Genomic DNA, 14,928 nt, shown 5'->3' with positions numbered 1-14,928 from the left:
CGGCGCGAGACTTTGTCAAGACATATGGACATAAGGTCATAGTCGCCGGTCGCGGTAGGCTCCGCGCATGAAACCCTGGGCGCCCGGCGAGATCGTGGTGGATCCGAACGGTCCGGAGCCGCTGTATTCCCAGGTCGCCCGGCAGATCGGCGCCGCCATCGACGACGGCAGGCTGCCCAACGGCGCCAGACTGGACAATGAGCTCGACCTGGCCGCGCGGCTGCACCTCTCGCGGCCGACCATCCGCCAGGCGATCCAGTCGCTGGTCAACCAGGGGCTCCTCGTCCGCAAGCGCGGTGTCGGCACGCAGGTCGTGCGCACCAAGGTCGCGCGGCCGCTGCGGTTGAGCAGCCTCTTCGACGACCTGAACGAGCTCGGCGACAAGCCGGAGTCCGTCGTCCTCATGAACCGGGTCGAGCCCGCGGGCGACGACGCGATCGAACACCTCGAGACGCCGGGCCTGACCCATATCCGGCGCCTGAAGCGAGTGCGTTCGACCGGCGGCGAGCCGCTGGCGATCATGAACAACTACCTGCCCGACGGCCTCATCGACCCGGCCGACGACGAACTGCGGGACAAGGGCCTCTACCAGCTACTGCGTTCGGCCGGGGTCCGCCTGCACGCCGCCCAGCAGAACGTCGGGGCCCGGCAGGCGACCGAGGAGGACGCCGAACTGCTCGACGAGAAGCCGGGCGCGGCACTGCTCACCATGCGCCGCACCACCTACGACGAGTCCGGCAAGGTCGTGGAATACGGGTGGCACGTCTACCGCGCCTCGCGCTATTCGTTCAACCTGTCACTGACCAACAACCTCTGACGGTTCGCGCTCCAGGTCGGTCTCCAATGCCGCGTACACCGAAGGGCGGAACCGCCGCAGCCAGCCGGCGAGCGCGAGCCCGGCCAGCGCGACCACCAGGAGCAGCCACGGCAGGTGCGGGACGACGCCGTTGCTCGACCCGGCGAGCGTCGGGAAGTTGAGGATCGCGAGCGTCACGATCAACCCGAGCCCCACCGCGCCCAGCCCGGGAGCGATCAGCGTCTTCACGACCCGGCGATCCCGCGTGCGGCGGAAGTAGACCAGGATCGCCACCGCCGCGAACAACTGCAGGGTGAGGATCCCGAGCGTGCCGAAGCCGGTCATGCTCGCGGTCAGGTCGGCGACCGGATCGAGGCCGGCGAGCCGGAACGCCAGCGCCACCAGCGAACCGAAGACCAGTTGGACGATCGAGGCGTAACGCGGCGCGCCGTTGCGCGGGCTGGTCTTGCCCAGCAATCGCGGCAGAACGCCGACCCTGCCCAGGGCGTACAGATAACGGGTGGCCGAATTGTGCAGCGCCAGCAGCGCCGCGAACAGGCTGACCACCAGAAGCAGCAACATCACCTTCGTCAACGGGCCACCCAGATACTCCTGCGCGACCGAGAGCACGAGATCCCCGCTCGACAGATGCGCGGCGGCCACGTCCTGCGCCTGCTCGGCGCCGATCGCGCTGACCACGGCCCAGGTCGTGAACGCGGCGAACACCCCGATGAACCCGATCGCGATGTAGGTCGCCTTCGGGATCGTCCGCTTGGGATCCTTGGCCTCCTCGCCGAACAGCGCCGTCGCCTCGAACCCGATGAAAGCGTTGGCGGCGAACAACAACGCGAGTCCGCCCGCCCCCTGGAACACGACGGACGGGCTGAACGCGGCGAACGAGAAGCCGTGCCGGAACAGCACGCTGAAGTCCATGATCAGCAGAATCGACACTTCGAGGATCAGCGAGACACCCAGCACCTTGGCGCTGACCGCGATTCCCCGGCGGCTGAGCAGGAGGACCAGCACGACCGAAAGCGCGCTCCAGAACAGCCAATCGAGTTTCAGGCCGAAGACGTCGTCGATCGCCGTGGAGGTGAAGAACCCGCTCGTGCCGATCGCGCCCGCGACGAAACAGTTGTAGCCGAGCATCGCGACGAACCCGGCGACGAGACCCGGCGTCCTGCCCAGCCCCTTGACCACGAAGGCGTAGAAGCCGCCCGCGCTGGTGAGCACCCGGGACATCTGCGCGTAGCCGACGGCGAACAGCAGCAGGACGACCGTCGCCAGCAGGAACGCCGCGACCATGCCGCCGCCGTTCCCCACCGCGATGCCGATGGCCGCGATCACGATCATCCCGGTCAGGGGCGCCACCGCGGCGAGCACGAGGAAGACGATGCCCGGCACGCCCAGGACGTTCTTGGCGAGCGACGTGTCGTCTCGGCTCATGCGGTACTCCTCGTCTCGGCTGGACGGCCAGTATGGGAGCGGCCGCGGGTGCGGGCTTTGCCTTTGCGCGCCCACCGCTTGTTCGTCAGCGCTGGGCGCTCCGAGTGGGTGTCCTCGCCCGAGGCGGCCGACCGGAATCGACGCGTTCAGAGCGCGCGTGAGTGGTTAGCCCGATACGGCCGCTCTCGGCGGTTTAGGCCGTTCGATCGGATTCGCTCGTCCGCCTCACGTCGCTCCACCTGACCGGGTACACGGGAGGAGCCGAGACCGGACGGGCGGGCATCATCGACGACGGGCTGGGCCGCCGGATCGACGACATCCGGCGTATTCGTCCGGACCTGCCGGTCTGCACCGCCTTCGGCATCCGGGGCGGGGACGACGTCGCAGCGGTCGCGAGGCAAGGAGCCGACGGGTTCATCGTCGGCAGTCACGCGCTCACGTCCTCGATGAGGGTGTGCCGTCGTTCGAGCATTGGCTCGCCGGGATGTCCGCGGCCTTCGGCCCTGGCACTCACGACCTCCCGCGCCGTCATCTCCCCGCCGGTGCCCATGTCGCGAAAGCCACTTTCGCGACGCCTGATGTCCCGAAAGTGGCTTTCGCGACACGTTCGGCGTACTCCTCACCAGAACACGAAATCACCACTCAAGACCCGCGCGGCGCGGGAAAGGAAGGCCATCCGTGCGGCTTCTCCAGAATCTCGATGGTCGCCTGGTCGACCAGGAAATACTGGCCGCCGTCCTCACGGGGATTCGTGTAGGCCGCCGTCGCGATCAAGCGGCCGAAATCGGCCATCACCGCGATGGGGTAACCGCCGTCGAAGATCTCGCCGTGCGCGGCCGTCGCGACGGTCCCGGTTTCGTACCAGGTGACGAAATACTGCGCCGGACCGGTTTCGAAGACGCGCAGTGTCGCTTCCTTCTGCCGGACGCCGGTGAAATCACCGGACACACCGGTCCAGATCATCGTCGTCCGGTCCGCGTAGTGCTGTTCCAGCACGTTTCCGGAGCCGTAGTGGAAGTTCGCGCGGAGCCCGACGAGGTCGGTGCTGAGCGGATGGGTCCCGGTCACTGGGAAGAAGCGGACGTCGAGTCGCACGGGCTGAAACCTCCGGATCGCTGGTATCCGCAGGTTTAGCAGCCCGTCGCACCTCGATCGTTGCCTGGCGAAGCGATCCTGTTGTCGATGGACGCGAGGATCAGTCGAACATGCCGGGCTGGTAGTCGCCGGCAGGCGTCCGGGCGATGACGTTGAGCCGGTTGTACGCGTTGATCGCGGCGATCAGCGCGATCAGGGCACCGATCTGCTCGTCGTCGTAGTGCTTGCGCACCTGCGCCCAGGTGTCGTCGCTGACGCCGTGGTGCGCGTCGGCGATCCGGGTGCCCTCCTCGGTGAGCGCGAGGGCCGCGCGCTCCGGCTCGGTGAACACGTTCGCCTCCCGCCAGGCGGCGACCAGGTTGAGCCGCACCGAGGTCTCACCGGCGTGCGCGGCGTCCTTGCTGTGCATGTCGGTGCAGAAACCGCAGCCGTTGATCTGGCTGGCGCGCAGCTTCACCAGTTCCTGGGTGGCGTGCGGCAGCGAGGACTCCTCGATCGGGCGGTTCGCGGCGCCGAGACGCTTGACGTACTTGAGGATGACGTCGTTCTCGAACAGGTTGATTCGCGGTTCCATGATCTTTCCTCTCGGTCGGTTCTGCACACATGACGAGAGGGGCCGAGAAGTTGTGACAGCATTGAAAGTGACGCCGGTCACGCGCGGAAGAGGTCGGCGAGGATCTCCACGCCGTCGACGACGCGGGGGCCTGGCCGATTGAAGTAGGCGGGCCCGTCCACGATGTGCACGGCGGGGATCTCGTCCCAGCCCGGCAGGCCGGTCAGCAGCGGTAGTTCCGCCTCGGTCCGTTCGGGCGGGAAGCCACAGGGCATGAGCAGCAGCACGTCGGGCCGCGTCTCGACGACGGTGTCCCAGGTGATCGGGCGGGTGTGTTCGCCCGCGGCGGCGATCAGAGGGGTACCTCCGGCGGCGTCGATCTGCTCCGGGACCCAGTGCCCGGCTGGCCAGAGCGGGTCGAGCCATTCGATGGCGGCCACCCGTGGGCGAGGTCGTCCCGCGACCCGTGCGCGGACCGCCTCCAGCCGCTCCCGGAGTAGACGCGCCTCCGTGGCCGCTCGCTCCGGGACGCCCAATACCTCGCCGAGCGTGGCCAAGCAGGTGAAGATGCCGTCGAGCGTCCTCGGTTCGAGGCTGACCACCCGGATGTCGCCGTCCATCGTGCGCACGGTCTCCGAAACCTGCCGGTAGGAGACCGCGCAGACGTCGCAGAGATCCTGCGTGAGCACGACGTCGGGTTCGGCCGCCGCGAGCAGGCCGGCGTCGAGCGAGTACAGGGCCGAACCGCGATGCTCGCCGCCGACGGCCGCCGAAATCTCCCGGCTCGACAGCGCGTCGTGGTCGATCGCGCTGCTCGTGACCACCGGGACGTCGTCCAGCGCGCCGGGTGGCCAGTCGCATTCGTGGGTCCGGCCCGCCAGCGACGGCAGGAGCCCGAGGGTCGCGACGAAGTCGGTCGCGGCGGGGAGCAGCGAGACGATCCGCATCCGCCCACGGTAGGTGACCAGCGCCATCGTGCATATCTGCGCGGACCAAATGCGTGAAAGTGCGCTAACAGAGCATTGACGTTGCACAAAACTGCACCTAACGTGACAGCTATTGCGCACAACTGGCACGGATGGGGAGTTCATGAGCGGGACCTTCATGGCGGCGGAGATCGCGAGCCAGCCCGGCTGCTGGCGGGAAGCGGCGGCGCTGGCCTCGGCGAACGGTGATCTGCTGCCGCCGCCGGGGGCGCGGGTCGCGATCGTCGGCTGCGGCACGTCGTGGTTCATCGGCCAGGCGTACGCCGTCCTCCGCGAGTCCGCGGGGCTCGGCGAGACCGACGCCTTCGCCGCGTCCGAGTTCCCGGAGGGCCGTGGCTACGACCACGTCGTGGCGCTGACCAGGTCGGGTACGACGACCGAGGTCCACGCCCTGCTGGCGAAGCTGCGGGGCAAGACGCCGACCATCGCGATCACCGGCGTGCCGCGCGAGATCGAGGCCGCCGCGGACACGATCGTCGACCTGTCGGTGGTGGACGAGCGCTCGGTCGTGCAGACCCGGTTCGCCACGACGGCGCTGGCGATGCTGCGCGCGCACCTCGGTGAGGACCTGGCCGCGGTCGCCGACCAGGCCGAACGTGTGCTCGCCGAACCGCTGCCCGGCGAACTGGTCACCGCGGAGCAGTTCAGCTTCCTCGGCACCGGCTGGTCCGTCGGCATCGCGAACGAAGCGGCGCTCAAGTTCCGCGAGGCCTGCCTGCTGTGGACTGAGTCGTATCCGGCGTGGGACTACCGGCATGGTCCGATCAGCATCAGCGAGCCCGGCCGGGTGACCTGGATGTTCGGGCAGGCGCCGGAGGGGCTGGCCGACGACGTCGCCCGCGCGGGCGGCCTGTTCGTCGAGAGCGGCCTGGACCCGCTGGCGGACCTGGTCCGCGCGCAGCGCGTCGCCGGGGCAATCGCCGCTCGCAAGGGTCTCGACCCGGACAACCCCCGCAGCCTCACTCGTTCCGTCGTCCTGACCTGAGCTCGCCGTGATCGTCACCGTCACGCCGAACACCGCGCTGGACGTCACGTACACAGTGGACGGTCTGCGGCCCGGTGACGTGCACCGCGCGCGGACCGTGCGACACCGGGCGGGCGGCAAGGGCGTCAACGTCGCCCGCGTGCTGCACACGATCGGCGCCGACGTCCGCGCGATCTTCACGGCCGGCGGCCCGACGGGAACGGCCGTCGTGGGTGATCTCGCGGCGGCGGGCATCCCGGCGGGCGTCGTGCCGATCGGCGGCGAAACCCGGCGCACCACCACGGTGCTCGCGGACGACGGATCCGTCACGTTGTTCAACGAGCCTGGGCCACGGCTCACCGAGGACGAATGGCAAGCGCTTGCGGCGGCGGTCAGAAGCCGGAAGCCGGACGTGCTCGTCTGCTCGGGCAGCCTGCCCCCGGGAGCCGGGGGATACGCCGGGCTCTTCGGCGACGCACCCTCCATCTTGGACACTTCCGGCGACGCGCTGCTCGCCGGACTCGCCGGAAAGCCGTCCGTGGTCAAACCGAACGCGGACGAACTGCGCGAGGTCACCGGCCTGCGGGATCCGGTGGCCGCCGCGGCCGAACTGCGCAAGGCCGGGGCGGGCGCCGTCGTGGTCTCGCTCGGGCCCGAGGGGTTGCTCGCGGTGACCGGCTCCGGCACTTGGCACGCGGCACCGTCCACTGTGCTCCGCGGCAACACCACCGGCGCGGGTGACGCCGTCGTCGCCGCGCTGGCGCTGGGGCTGAGCCGCGCCGAATGTTGGCCGGACATCCTGCGCCGCGCCGTCGCGCTGTCCGGGGCGGCCGTGCTCGGTCCGCTCGCCGGCGACGTCGACCTCGCGCACTACCAAGCCGAACAGGGGCTGGTCGCCGTGCGCGCCAACCCGGACTAGGAGAATCGCCATGCCTCTGGTGGGAACCGGGGAGATCGTCGGAGCCGCCGCGGCGGCACGGCACGGCTGCGGCGCGTTCAACGCGATCCAGCTCGAGCACGTCACCGCGATCGTCGACGGCGCGTCGGCGGCGGAAGCGCCGGTGATCGTGCAATTGAGCCAGAACGCCGTGAAGTACCACGGCTCGCTGGCGCCGGTCGGCGCGGCGGCGCTGGCCGCGGCCAGAAGTGCCGCCACGCCGGTCGCGGTGCATCTCGACCACGCCGAATCGGCCGACCTCGTCCGCGAGGCGGTCGCGCTCGGCTTCGGCTCCGTCATGTTCGACGCGTCCAAACTGGACTACACCGACAACGTGCGCGCGACCCGTGAGGTCGCCGCGTACTGCCACGATCACGGAGTCTGGGTCGAGGCCGAACTCGGCGAGGTCGGGGGCAAGGACGGCGTCCACGCGCCCGGCGCGCGCACCGACCCGGACGAGGCGGCGGAGTTCGTCGCGTCCACCGGTGTCGACGCGCTCGCGGTGGCGGTGGGCAGTTCGCACGCCATGCTCACCCGTGACGCCGCGCTGGACTTCGAGCTGATCGCGCGGCTCCGGGAACGGGTGCCGGTGCCGCTGGTGCTGCACGGTTCGTCCGGTGTGCCGGACGACGGGCTGGCCGAGGCCGTCCGGGCGGGGATGACGAAGATCAATATCGCCACCCAGCTCAACAAGGTGTTCACCGCGGCCGCGGTGGGGGATTGGCGTGCGCATCCGGAGCGCGTCGACCCGCGCAAGTACCTCGGTGCCGGGCGCGCCGCGGTCGCCGTCGAGGTGCGGCGGCTGCTGGGAGTGCTCAAGCTTGATCAGGTTGAACCGGTCAAGGTGACGATTGAGCAGACTTTGCGCGATTGACTGTTGACATGTGCGCGAAACCTCACAAAACTGCGCAACAACAAGCAGAACTTGTGTGATCTTCGATCCAGGTGGTGGCGGATGCGGGTAGGCAGGCTCACGGCAGCGATGTCAGCGACGGCAGGGGCGGCGCTCCTGCTCGCGGGATGCGGCGGCGGGGACGTGGCCGGTGGCACCGGCGAGAACGCGCTCCCGGGCGTCGACCAGTTCCTCAACGCGCCCTGTCCGGAGGCGGGGGTGAAACCCGTGACGGACAAGGAATTCACCTACTGGTCCATGTGGACGGCCGACGAGCCGCAGGGCAAGGTCCTCCAGAAGGCCTTCAAATGCTTCCAGGAGAAGACCGGCGTCAAGGTCGACGTGCAGTGGCTGGGCCGCAAGGCCTACACGCAGAACCTGGTGCCCGCGCTGAACACCGACGCCGTGCCGGATCTGTTCGACCAGGACGTCAGCAAGGTCGGCGCGGCGGTGATGACGCCGGGCGGCACGCAGAGCGTCGACGACGTGTTCGGGATGAAGGTCGGCGAAGGCGACAAGACCGTCAAGGACGTGCTTTCGCCCAGCTCGTACGACTTCCCGCAGAACAAGGACCGCGAGGGTCACAACTTCATGGTCCCGTACACGATCCAGTCGAGCGCCTGGTGGTTCAACAAGGACACCGCCGGTGACATCCAGCAGCCGAAGACGATGGACGAGCTGATCGGCCTGTTCGACAAGGCGAAGGCCGACGGCAAGGCCGCGATCAGCCTCGACGGCGACATCCCGTTCTACAACATGTACTTCTACACCCAGCTCGCCGAGCGGTACGTCGGCCCGGGCGGGCTGTACAAGGCCGCCACCGACAAGACCGGCCAGACGTGGAAGACCGACCCCGGCTTCCTCAAGGCCGCCACCGAAACCGCGAAGCTGCCCAAGTACTTCATCGACGGCTGGGACGCGGCGAAGTTCCCGCAGGTGCAGCAGCGCTGGGCCGACGGCGACTCCCGGTTCCTCTACGTCGGCAGCTGGGCGCCGAGCGAGACCCGTGAGTACCTCGACAAGCAGGGCGCCGGAACGAAGATCAACTACGGCTCCTTCCAGTTCCCGATGCCCGAAGGCGCCACGCACGACACCGTCGAGCAGATGTCGATCGGCTTCTCGGTGACCAAGAAGGCCAAACACCCCGAGGCGGCCAAGGCGTTCATCGCCTACTTCCTCAACAAGGACCTGCTCGCCGGGATCCCGATCGTGGCCGACAACCTCGTGCCGCGTGCCGACCTCGCCGTGCCGGACGACCTCAAGCAGGTCAAGGCCGCGCTGGACGACCCGAAGAAGGAACACGTCCTGCAGTACGACGGGATCGACGGCATCGCCGGCGGCAAATGGCAGACCGACGTCTTCGACCCCGCCGACATCGCGCTGCTGAAAGGCCAGATCACCCCGCAGCAGTTCGTGGACCAGCTCGCCACCAAGGGCGCCGAGTTCTGGAAGAACCAGGGCTGATGGCGGCAGTCACGACTCCGGCGAAACCGCCGGCGCGGGCCGTGAAGGCCGGGGCGCACCTCAGTCGCAAGAAACGGCTGTTCTGGCCGTTCGCCGCGCCGGCGCTGGTGCTGTACCTGGCCTTCCTGGTCCTGCCGACGATCGCGACCGTCGTGCTGAGCTTCACCAGCTGGGCCGGGGCGGGGGACACGCCGGAACCCAACGGCGTCACCAACTACACGCAGATGTGGGCGAGCGACTCGTTCCAGTACGCCTTCCGCAACACGCTGATCTACGTGTTCCTCGGCGGGATCGGCACGTTCGCGCTGGCGTTCCTGTTCACGATGGTGCTGCGGGACATGAAGGGCGGCAAGATCGTCCGCGCCATCCTGTTCTTCCCGAACATCGTCGCGCCGGTGGCGCTCGGCATGTTCCTCGGCTTCGTGTTCAAGTACCAGCCGGGCAAGCAGGGGCTGGCGAACTACGTGCTGGAGAGCCTCGGCGCGGACGCGGCGAAGTTCCTCGCACCGTCCAATGTGACCGGTGTGGTGACGGCTTCGCTGATCTGGGCCAGCTCGGGGTTCTACATCACCATCCTGATGGCCGCGGTCGACCGCATCCCGCCGTACCTCTACGAGGACGCGGAACTGGGCGGCGCGTCGCCGTGGCAGAAGTTCAAGAACATCACGCTGCCGATGACCTGGGACGTCGTCGGGGTCGCCGGGGTGCTGTGGACGATCAACGCGCTCAAGATCTTCGAGCTGGTTTTCGTGCTGGCCGGGCCGGGCACCTACGCCCCGCCCAACGAGGCGTGGACGCTGGGGATCTACGTGTTCGACCGGACCTTCGGCTCGAACGGCACCCCGGACTTCGGCGCCGCGTGTGCCTGCGCGGTGGCGATGATCGCGCTGGTGTCCGTGCTCGTCGTCCTGCTCCGCCGGTTGATGCGCCGTGACGCGATCCAGTTCTGAGGGAGATCACATGTCCGTCACCGACGTCGAGGCGCCCGCGCGCCCGTCGCCGAAACCGGTGCGCAAGCCGCCACGCAAACCGCGTCCGGCGCCCGGGTCCAAACGGTTCAGCCCGTTGCGGGTACTGGGTTCCACGATCGTGTGGCTGTTCACCGCGGGCAACATCCTGGTGCTGTACTGGCTGTTCACGGCGTCGTTCAAGACGCCGGTGGAGATCTTCACCAAGCCGTTCGCCCTGCCGTACCAGTGGTTCCACGTCGGCAAGCCGTTCCGGAACTTCATCTACGCCTGGAACAACGCCGGTTTCGGGCAAGCGGTGCTGACCACCGTGCTCCTGGTCGGACTGGCGACGGTCGTGACCGTCGCCGTCTCGGCGCCCTGCGCGTACGCCCTGACCAGGCTCGGTGTCCGTGGGGCCGGCCCGATGACGAACGTCGTCGCGATCGGCATGGGCGTGCCGTTCCAGACCGTGATCATCCCGCTGTTCGTGGTGCTCAGCAAGGTGCACCTGGACAACGAGTACGGCCTGTTCGTGCTGTACGTGGCGCTGTCCATCCCGTTCACGGTGTTCCTCATGACGGGCTTCTTCCGGTCGCTGCCGGATGAACTGGAGGAGGCGGCCGCGCTCGACGGCGCCTCACCGACGCGCACGTTCTTCTCGGTCATGCTGCCGCTGACCCGCGGCGGCATGATCACCGCGCTGACGCTGAACGCGATCGGGCTGTGGAACGAGACGCTGCTGGCGATCGTGTTCCTCAAGGACCAGGCGCATTTCACGTTGTCGCGCGCGCTTTTCACCTTCTACGGGGCCGCGAGCTACCAGTCGGAGTACGGCGGCCTGATCGCCGGTGTGGCGATCGTCGTGCTCCCGATGCTGGTGCTCTACCTCGTGCTCGCCCGCCGGATCATCACCGGCCTGACCCTCGGCGCCGGAAAGTAGGACCTGATGGCCACCGTGACCTTCTCCGACACCACCCGGTTCTACGCCGGAGTGGAACGCCCCGCGGTCGACGGGCTCGACCTCGAGGTCGCCGACGGCGAATTCCTGGTGCTGGTCGGCCCGTCCGGCTGCGGGAAGTCGACCACGTTGCGGATGCTCGCCGGGCTGGAAGGCGTCGACGACGGCTCCATCCACATCGGCGACCGCGACGTCACCGAACTCCCGCCGAAGGACCGGGACATCGCGATGGTGTTCCAGAACTACGCGCTCTACCCGCATATGACGGTGGGGGAGAACATCGGCTTCCACCTGAAGCTGGCCAAGATCTCCAAGGCCGAACGCGAACGCAAGGTGCGCGAGGCCGCGGCCGTGCTCGACCTGACCGAGTACCTCGACCGCAAACCCGCGAAACTGTCCGGCGGACAGCGACAGCGGGTCGCGATGGGGCGGGCGATCGTGCGTGAGCCCAGCGTGTTCCTGATGGACGAACCGCTGTCCAATCTGGACGCGAAGCTCCGGGTGCAGACCCGGACCCAGATCGCCTCCCTGCAGCGGCGGCTGGGCATCACGACGCTCTACGTCACCCACGACCAGGTCGAAGCGATGACCATGGGAGACCGGGTCGCCGTGCTGAAGGACGGGATCCTGCAGCAGTGCGACACTCCCGTCGGGCTGTTCGCCAAGCCGGTGAACGTGTTCGTCGCCGGGTTCATCGGCTCGCCCGCGATGAACCTGCTGGAGACCACAGTGGACACCGGTGGTGCCGTCGCCGGTAGTACGCGCTTGCCGCTGACCCCGGCGCAGCGTTCGGCGCTGACCGGCCCCGGCATCGTCGTCGGCGTCCGGCCCGAGGGCTGGACGATCGGGGACGGCGGTTTCGAAGCCGTCGTCGAGGTCGTCGAGGAGCTGGGCAGCGACCAGTACCTCTACTGCCGGGACGGCGACCGCGTGCTGACCGTCCGCACCCCGGGGATGGCGCCGTGGCAGCGCGGCGAGCCGATCACCCTGACGCCGCAACCGGGCGCGGTGCACCTGTTCGACGCCGCCACCGGCGATCGGCTCCCGGACGCATGACCCGCCTGTACCGCACCGGGTTGCCGCTGCCGGCCGCCGAGCTGGGGCCGGAGAACCCGTTGCCTCCGCTCCGGAAACCCGAAGCGGTGGCCAAGGTGTCCAATGTGGACGAACTGCCACCGGACCTGGCGGAGAACATCGGGTACGGCCGCCTGGACACCCCGCTGCCGTGTCTGCTTCAGGACGGCTATACGCGGGAGCGCACGGAACGCGAGCTCCCGGCGCTGGTGCTGGAGAACGACCAGCTCCGCGCCACCGTGCTGCCGTCGCTGGGCGGACGGCTGTATTCGCTTTTCCACAAACCGTCCGGCCGCGAACTGCTCTACCGCAATCCGGTCTTCCAGCCCGCGAACCTCGCCTTGCGGGACGCGTGGTTCGCCGGTGGCGTCGAGTGGAACCTCGGCAGCACCGGGCATACGACGCTGACCTGCGAGCCGATGTTCGCCGCGGAGATGGAGGGCCCGGACGGCACACCGGTGCTGCGGTTGTGGGAGTGGGAACGCACCCGCGACCTGCCGTACCAGGTCGACTTCTGGCTGCCCGACGGTTCGGAACACCTGCTCGTGGCGGTGCGCGTGCGGAACCCGCATCCCTACGACGTCCCGGTGTACTGGTGGTCGAACATCGCGGTGCCACAGAACGAAGGCACCCGCGTACTGGCGCCCGCGACACAGGCCTGGCACTACGGCTACTCGGGACGGCTCGACCTGGTCGATGTGCCCGGCGAGCTGACGTATCCAGCGCGTGCCGGGGCCGCGGCGGACTACTTCTTCGAGGTGACCGGAAGGCCGTGGGTCGCGGCCGTCGAGGCCGACGGTTCGGGGCTGGCGCAGTCGTCGACCGGCCGCTTGCGGGGGCGCAAGCTGTTCCTGTGGGGCGAGTCCACCGGTGGCCGCCGCTGGCAGGAGTGGCTGGCTCCCGGCGCGGGCGGCTACCTGGAGATCCAAGCCGGGCTGGCCCGCACCCAGCTGGAGCACCTGCGCTTGCCGCCGGGGGAGAGCTGGGACTGGCTGGAGGCCTACGGTCCGGTCGCCGCCGATCCGGCCGCGGTGCACGGCGAAGACTGGACGGCGGCCCGCGAAGCCGTCGCCGCCGGTCTGCCGTCCGCGGAAACCCTCGACGAGTACCACGACGCTTGGCGGAAGATCGCCGACGTCACCCCGGAATCCTTTCTGGCCACCGGTTCCGGCTGGGGCGCGCTGGAGAACCGGCGCGCGCCGATGTGCCTGCCCGGTACGCCGTTCCCGGACGAGTCCCTCGGGCCGGACCAGGAGCCGTGGCTCGCGTTGCTCGACGGGACGCCGCCGGACGGGGATCCGCTCGCCGTGCCGCCGCCGACGCTGGTGAACCGGTACTGGGCGGATCTCATGGAGTTCGCGCCGAAGAACTGGCTGACCTGGTACCACCGAGGCGTCGCGCATTGGGCCGCCGGACGGCATTCCGACGCTGTCGGCGCCTGGCGCGAGTCCGTCTCGGCGGCCGAGAACCCCTGGGCACTGCGGAATCTCGCGGTCGTCACGGCCGGGCACGAGGCCGCCTGGCTGTACCGGCGGGCGGTCGCGCTCGCGCCGTCACTGCGCCCTCTGGTCGTCGAGGCCATCGCGGCGCAACTCGCCGCGGGTCTCCCGGGCGAAGCGAGCGAGCTGCTGGACGGGCTGCCCGTGGAGGGGCGGATCGCCCTGCTGACCGCTCGCACGCGGCTCGCCCTCGGCGACGTCGCCGGGGCCAAGGCCGTGTACGACACGGGTTTCGAGGTCGCGAACATCAGGGAAGGGGAAACGTCTTTGTCGGACACCTGGGCGGCGGTTTCCGAGGAACCGCTGCCGGAACAGCACGACTTCCGGATGAAGTGACCGGCCGGGCCACTCGACCGGCGTGCCGCTCGCGGCGGACAGCCGCGATGCAGCATACTGCTCGAAACAGTGGCCAACAGCGCAACGTCATGCGCGATAGGCCGCAGCGAGCTAGGAGTGGCGCCGATGGCCCGGCACGAACGGCTGAGCACCCTGCTGGACCTGCTGGGGCAGCGGGAAAAGATCGACGTCGAAGACGTGGCCGAGGAGCTGAACGTCTCCGCCGCCACGATCCGGCGCGACCTCGATCACCTGGCGGAGCAGCAGTTGCTCACCCGCACCCGAGGTGGTGCGGTGGCCAACGACCTCGCCTACGACCTGCCGTTGCGGTACAAGACCGCTCGGCACGTGCCCGAGAAGCAGCGGATCAGCGTCGCCGCGGCGGCGCTCGTCGCGCAGGGCATGGTGGTCGGCCTCAACGGCGGGACGACGACGGCCGGAGTCGCGCGATCGTTGGCGACGCGGTCCGATCTGGCCGGTCTCCGTGATTCGCCCGGGCTCACGGTGGTCACCAACGCGCTGAACATCGCGCACGAACTCGCGGTCCGGCCGCATGTGAAGATCGTGGTCACGGGCGGGGTCGCGCGTCCGCAGTCGTTCGAGCTCAGTGGCCCGCTGGCCACTCGCGTGCTCAGTGAGCTGACGATCGACCTGCTGTTCCTCGGCGTCGACGCGTTCGACGCGGACGCGGGCGCCTTCGCGCATCACGAGGGCGAGGCGAGTATCAACCGGCTGATGGTCGAGCGCGCCGAGCGTGTCGTCGCCGTCGCCGATGGCTCGAAGCTGGGCCGGCGGGCGTTCGCGCGGATCTGCGCGACTCCGCAGGTGCACGCCCTGGTCACCGATTCGAACGCCGACCCGAAGGTGCTGCGGGCGTTCGAGGCCGCCGGAGTCGAGGTCCAAGCCGTCTGACCAAGTCCGTGAAGGCCTCCTTGCCTACCTTCAGGGTAGGGAAGGAGGCCTTCACGTCTTTGCGCA

15 protein-coding genes are annotated in these 14,928 nt (G+C 69.0%); 10 read left to right on the top strand and 5 right to left on the bottom strand.

Going from position 1 to position 14,928, the window contains the following annotated elements; genetic code table 11:
* Window positions 1-67: 67 nt before the first annotated feature.
* Window positions 68-817, top strand: coding sequence for a GntR family transcriptional regulator (locus tag ACZ3HL_RS32720; protein ID WP_465535233.1), 750 nt, complete (start codon window positions 68-70; stop codon window positions 815-817).
* Here ACZ3HL_RS32720 and ACZ3HL_RS32715 read toward each other — a convergent pair.
* The 5 genes from ACZ3HL_RS32715 to ACZ3HL_RS32695 all read right to left on the bottom strand — a co-directional run bounded on the left by ACZ3HL_RS32715 (window position 797) and on the right by ACZ3HL_RS32695 (window position 4,837).
* Entirely contained in the window at window positions 797-2,242 is a 1,446-nt protein-coding gene (locus ACZ3HL_RS32715; RefSeq protein ID WP_465535232.1) for an APC family permease, read from the bottom strand. The genes ACZ3HL_RS32720 and ACZ3HL_RS32715 overlap by 21 nt on opposite strands.
* 427 nt (window positions 2,243-2,669) lie before the next feature.
* Complete coding sequence (locus ACZ3HL_RS32710; protein WP_465535231.1) at window positions 2,670-2,792, bottom strand: hypothetical protein; 123 nt, start codon at window positions 2,790-2,792, stop codon at window positions 2,670-2,672.
* Between the two features lie 92 nt (window positions 2,793-2,884).
* Complete coding sequence (locus ACZ3HL_RS32705; protein WP_465412918.1) at window positions 2,885-3,337, bottom strand: MoaF C-terminal domain-containing protein; 453 nt, start codon at window positions 3,335-3,337, stop codon at window positions 2,885-2,887.
* 100 nt (window positions 3,338-3,437) lie between these two features.
* Entirely contained in the window at window positions 3,438-3,911 is a 474-nt protein-coding gene (locus ACZ3HL_RS32700; protein ID WP_126734146.1) for a carboxymuconolactone decarboxylase family protein, read from the bottom strand.
* A 77-nt stretch (window positions 3,912-3,988) separates the two neighbouring features.
* Window positions 3,989-4,837 (bottom strand): cobalamin-binding protein, encoded by an 849-nt coding sequence (locus tag ACZ3HL_RS32695; protein WP_465535230.1) that lies wholly within the window; start codon window positions 4,835-4,837, stop codon window positions 3,989-3,991.
* Window positions 4,838-4,979: 142 nt separating this feature from the next.
* Between ACZ3HL_RS32695 and ACZ3HL_RS32690 the strand changes: the two genes are divergently transcribed.
* From ACZ3HL_RS32690 to ACZ3HL_RS32650, 9 genes are all read left to right on the top strand, one after another.
* Window positions 4,980-5,861, top strand: coding sequence for an SIS domain-containing protein (locus ACZ3HL_RS32690; RefSeq protein WP_465535229.1), 882 nt, complete (start codon window positions 4,980-4,982; stop codon window positions 5,859-5,861).
* 7 nt (window positions 5,862-5,868) lie between these two features.
* Window positions 5,869-6,759 carry a 1-phosphofructokinase family hexose kinase gene (locus tag ACZ3HL_RS32685; protein ID WP_465535228.1) on the top strand — a complete coding sequence of 297 codons (891 nt, stop codon included), beginning with the start codon at window positions 5,869-5,871 and terminating at the stop codon, window positions 6,757-6,759.
* Between the two features lie 10 nt (window positions 6,760-6,769).
* Window positions 6,770-7,651 (top strand): class II fructose-bisphosphate aldolase, encoded by an 882-nt coding sequence (locus ACZ3HL_RS32680; protein ID WP_465412922.1) that lies wholly within the window; start codon window positions 6,770-6,772, stop codon window positions 7,649-7,651.
* An 81-nt stretch (window positions 7,652-7,732) separates the two neighbouring features.
* The gene (locus tag ACZ3HL_RS32675) at window positions 7,733-9,133 is read left to right on the top strand and encodes an ABC transporter substrate-binding protein (protein ID WP_465535227.1); all 1,401 of its coding nucleotides are present in this window, start codon (window positions 7,733-7,735) and stop codon (window positions 9,131-9,133) included.
* Window positions 9,133-10,083, top strand: coding sequence for a carbohydrate ABC transporter permease (locus ACZ3HL_RS32670; protein WP_465535226.1), 951 nt, complete (start codon window positions 9,133-9,135; stop codon window positions 10,081-10,083). Before ACZ3HL_RS32675 ends, ACZ3HL_RS32670 begins: the two co-directional genes overlap by 1 nt.
* Before the next feature lie 10 nt (window positions 10,084-10,093).
* On the top strand, window positions 10,094-11,023 hold the full coding sequence (locus tag ACZ3HL_RS32665; RefSeq protein WP_465535225.1) for a carbohydrate ABC transporter permease: 930 nt from the start codon (window positions 10,094-10,096) through the stop codon (window positions 11,021-11,023).
* Between the two features lie 6 nt (window positions 11,024-11,029).
* The gene (locus ACZ3HL_RS32660; protein WP_465535224.1) at window positions 11,030-12,097 is read left to right on the top strand and encodes an ABC transporter ATP-binding protein; all 1,068 of its coding nucleotides are present in this window, start codon (window positions 11,030-11,032) and stop codon (window positions 12,095-12,097) included.
* Complete coding sequence (locus ACZ3HL_RS32655; RefSeq protein WP_465535223.1) at window positions 12,094-13,950, top strand: DUF5107 domain-containing protein; 1,857 nt, start codon at window positions 12,094-12,096, stop codon at window positions 13,948-13,950. The genes ACZ3HL_RS32660 and ACZ3HL_RS32655 overlap by 4 nt, the downstream gene beginning before the upstream one ends.
* A 126-nt stretch (window positions 13,951-14,076) precedes the next feature.
* Window positions 14,077-14,862 (top strand): DeoR/GlpR family DNA-binding transcription regulator, encoded by a 786-nt coding sequence (locus ACZ3HL_RS32650; protein WP_034316006.1) that lies wholly within the window; start codon window positions 14,077-14,079, stop codon window positions 14,860-14,862.
* Window positions 14,863-14,928 lie beyond the last annotated feature (66 nt).

The sequence above is a fragment of the Amycolatopsis sp. NPDC000009 genome, assembly GCF_055563465.1.
This window is presented reverse-complemented; position numbering and strand designations above follow the sequence as displayed.

Bases quoted from the DNA above. Each gene is read 5' to 3' on its own strand.
- ACZ3HL_RS32720 (WP_465535233.1), top strand. From the start codon at position 68: ATGAAACCCTGGGCGCCCGGCGAGATCGTGGTGGATCCGAACGGTCCG.
- ACZ3HL_RS32715 (WP_465535232.1), bottom strand. From the start codon at position 2,242: ATGAGCCGAGACGACACGTCGCTCGCCAAGAACGTCCTGGGCGTGCCG.
- ACZ3HL_RS32710 (WP_465535231.1), bottom strand. From the start codon at position 2,792: ATGGGCACCGGCGGGGAGATGACGGCGCGGGAGGTCGTGAGTGCCAGG.
- ACZ3HL_RS32700 (WP_126734146.1), bottom strand. From the start codon at position 3,911: ATGGAACCGCGAATCAACCTGTTCGAGAACGACGTCATCCTCAAGTAC.
- ACZ3HL_RS32695 (WP_465535230.1), bottom strand. From the start codon at position 4,837: ATGCGGATCGTCTCGCTGCTCCCCGCCGCGACCGACTTCGTCGCGACC.
- ACZ3HL_RS32690 (WP_465535229.1), top strand. From the start codon at position 4,980: ATGAGCGGGACCTTCATGGCGGCGGAGATCGCGAGCCAGCCCGGCTGC.
- ACZ3HL_RS32680 (WP_465412922.1), top strand. From the start codon at position 6,770: ATGCCTCTGGTGGGAACCGGGGAGATCGTCGGAGCCGCCGCGGCGGCA.
- ACZ3HL_RS32675 (WP_465535227.1), top strand. From the start codon at position 7,733: ATGCGGGTAGGCAGGCTCACGGCAGCGATGTCAGCGACGGCAGGGGCG.
- ACZ3HL_RS32670 (WP_465535226.1), top strand. From the start codon at position 9,133: ATGGCGGCAGTCACGACTCCGGCGAAACCGCCGGCGCGGGCCGTGAAG.
- ACZ3HL_RS32665 (WP_465535225.1), top strand. From the start codon at position 10,094: ATGTCCGTCACCGACGTCGAGGCGCCCGCGCGCCCGTCGCCGAAACCG.
- ACZ3HL_RS32660 (WP_465535224.1), top strand. From the start codon at position 11,030: ATGGCCACCGTGACCTTCTCCGACACCACCCGGTTCTACGCCGGAGTG.
- ACZ3HL_RS32655 (WP_465535223.1), top strand. From the start codon at position 12,094: ATGACCCGCCTGTACCGCACCGGGTTGCCGCTGCCGGCCGCCGAGCTG.
- ACZ3HL_RS32650 (WP_034316006.1), top strand. From the start codon at position 14,077: ATGGCCCGGCACGAACGGCTGAGCACCCTGCTGGACCTGCTGGGGCAG.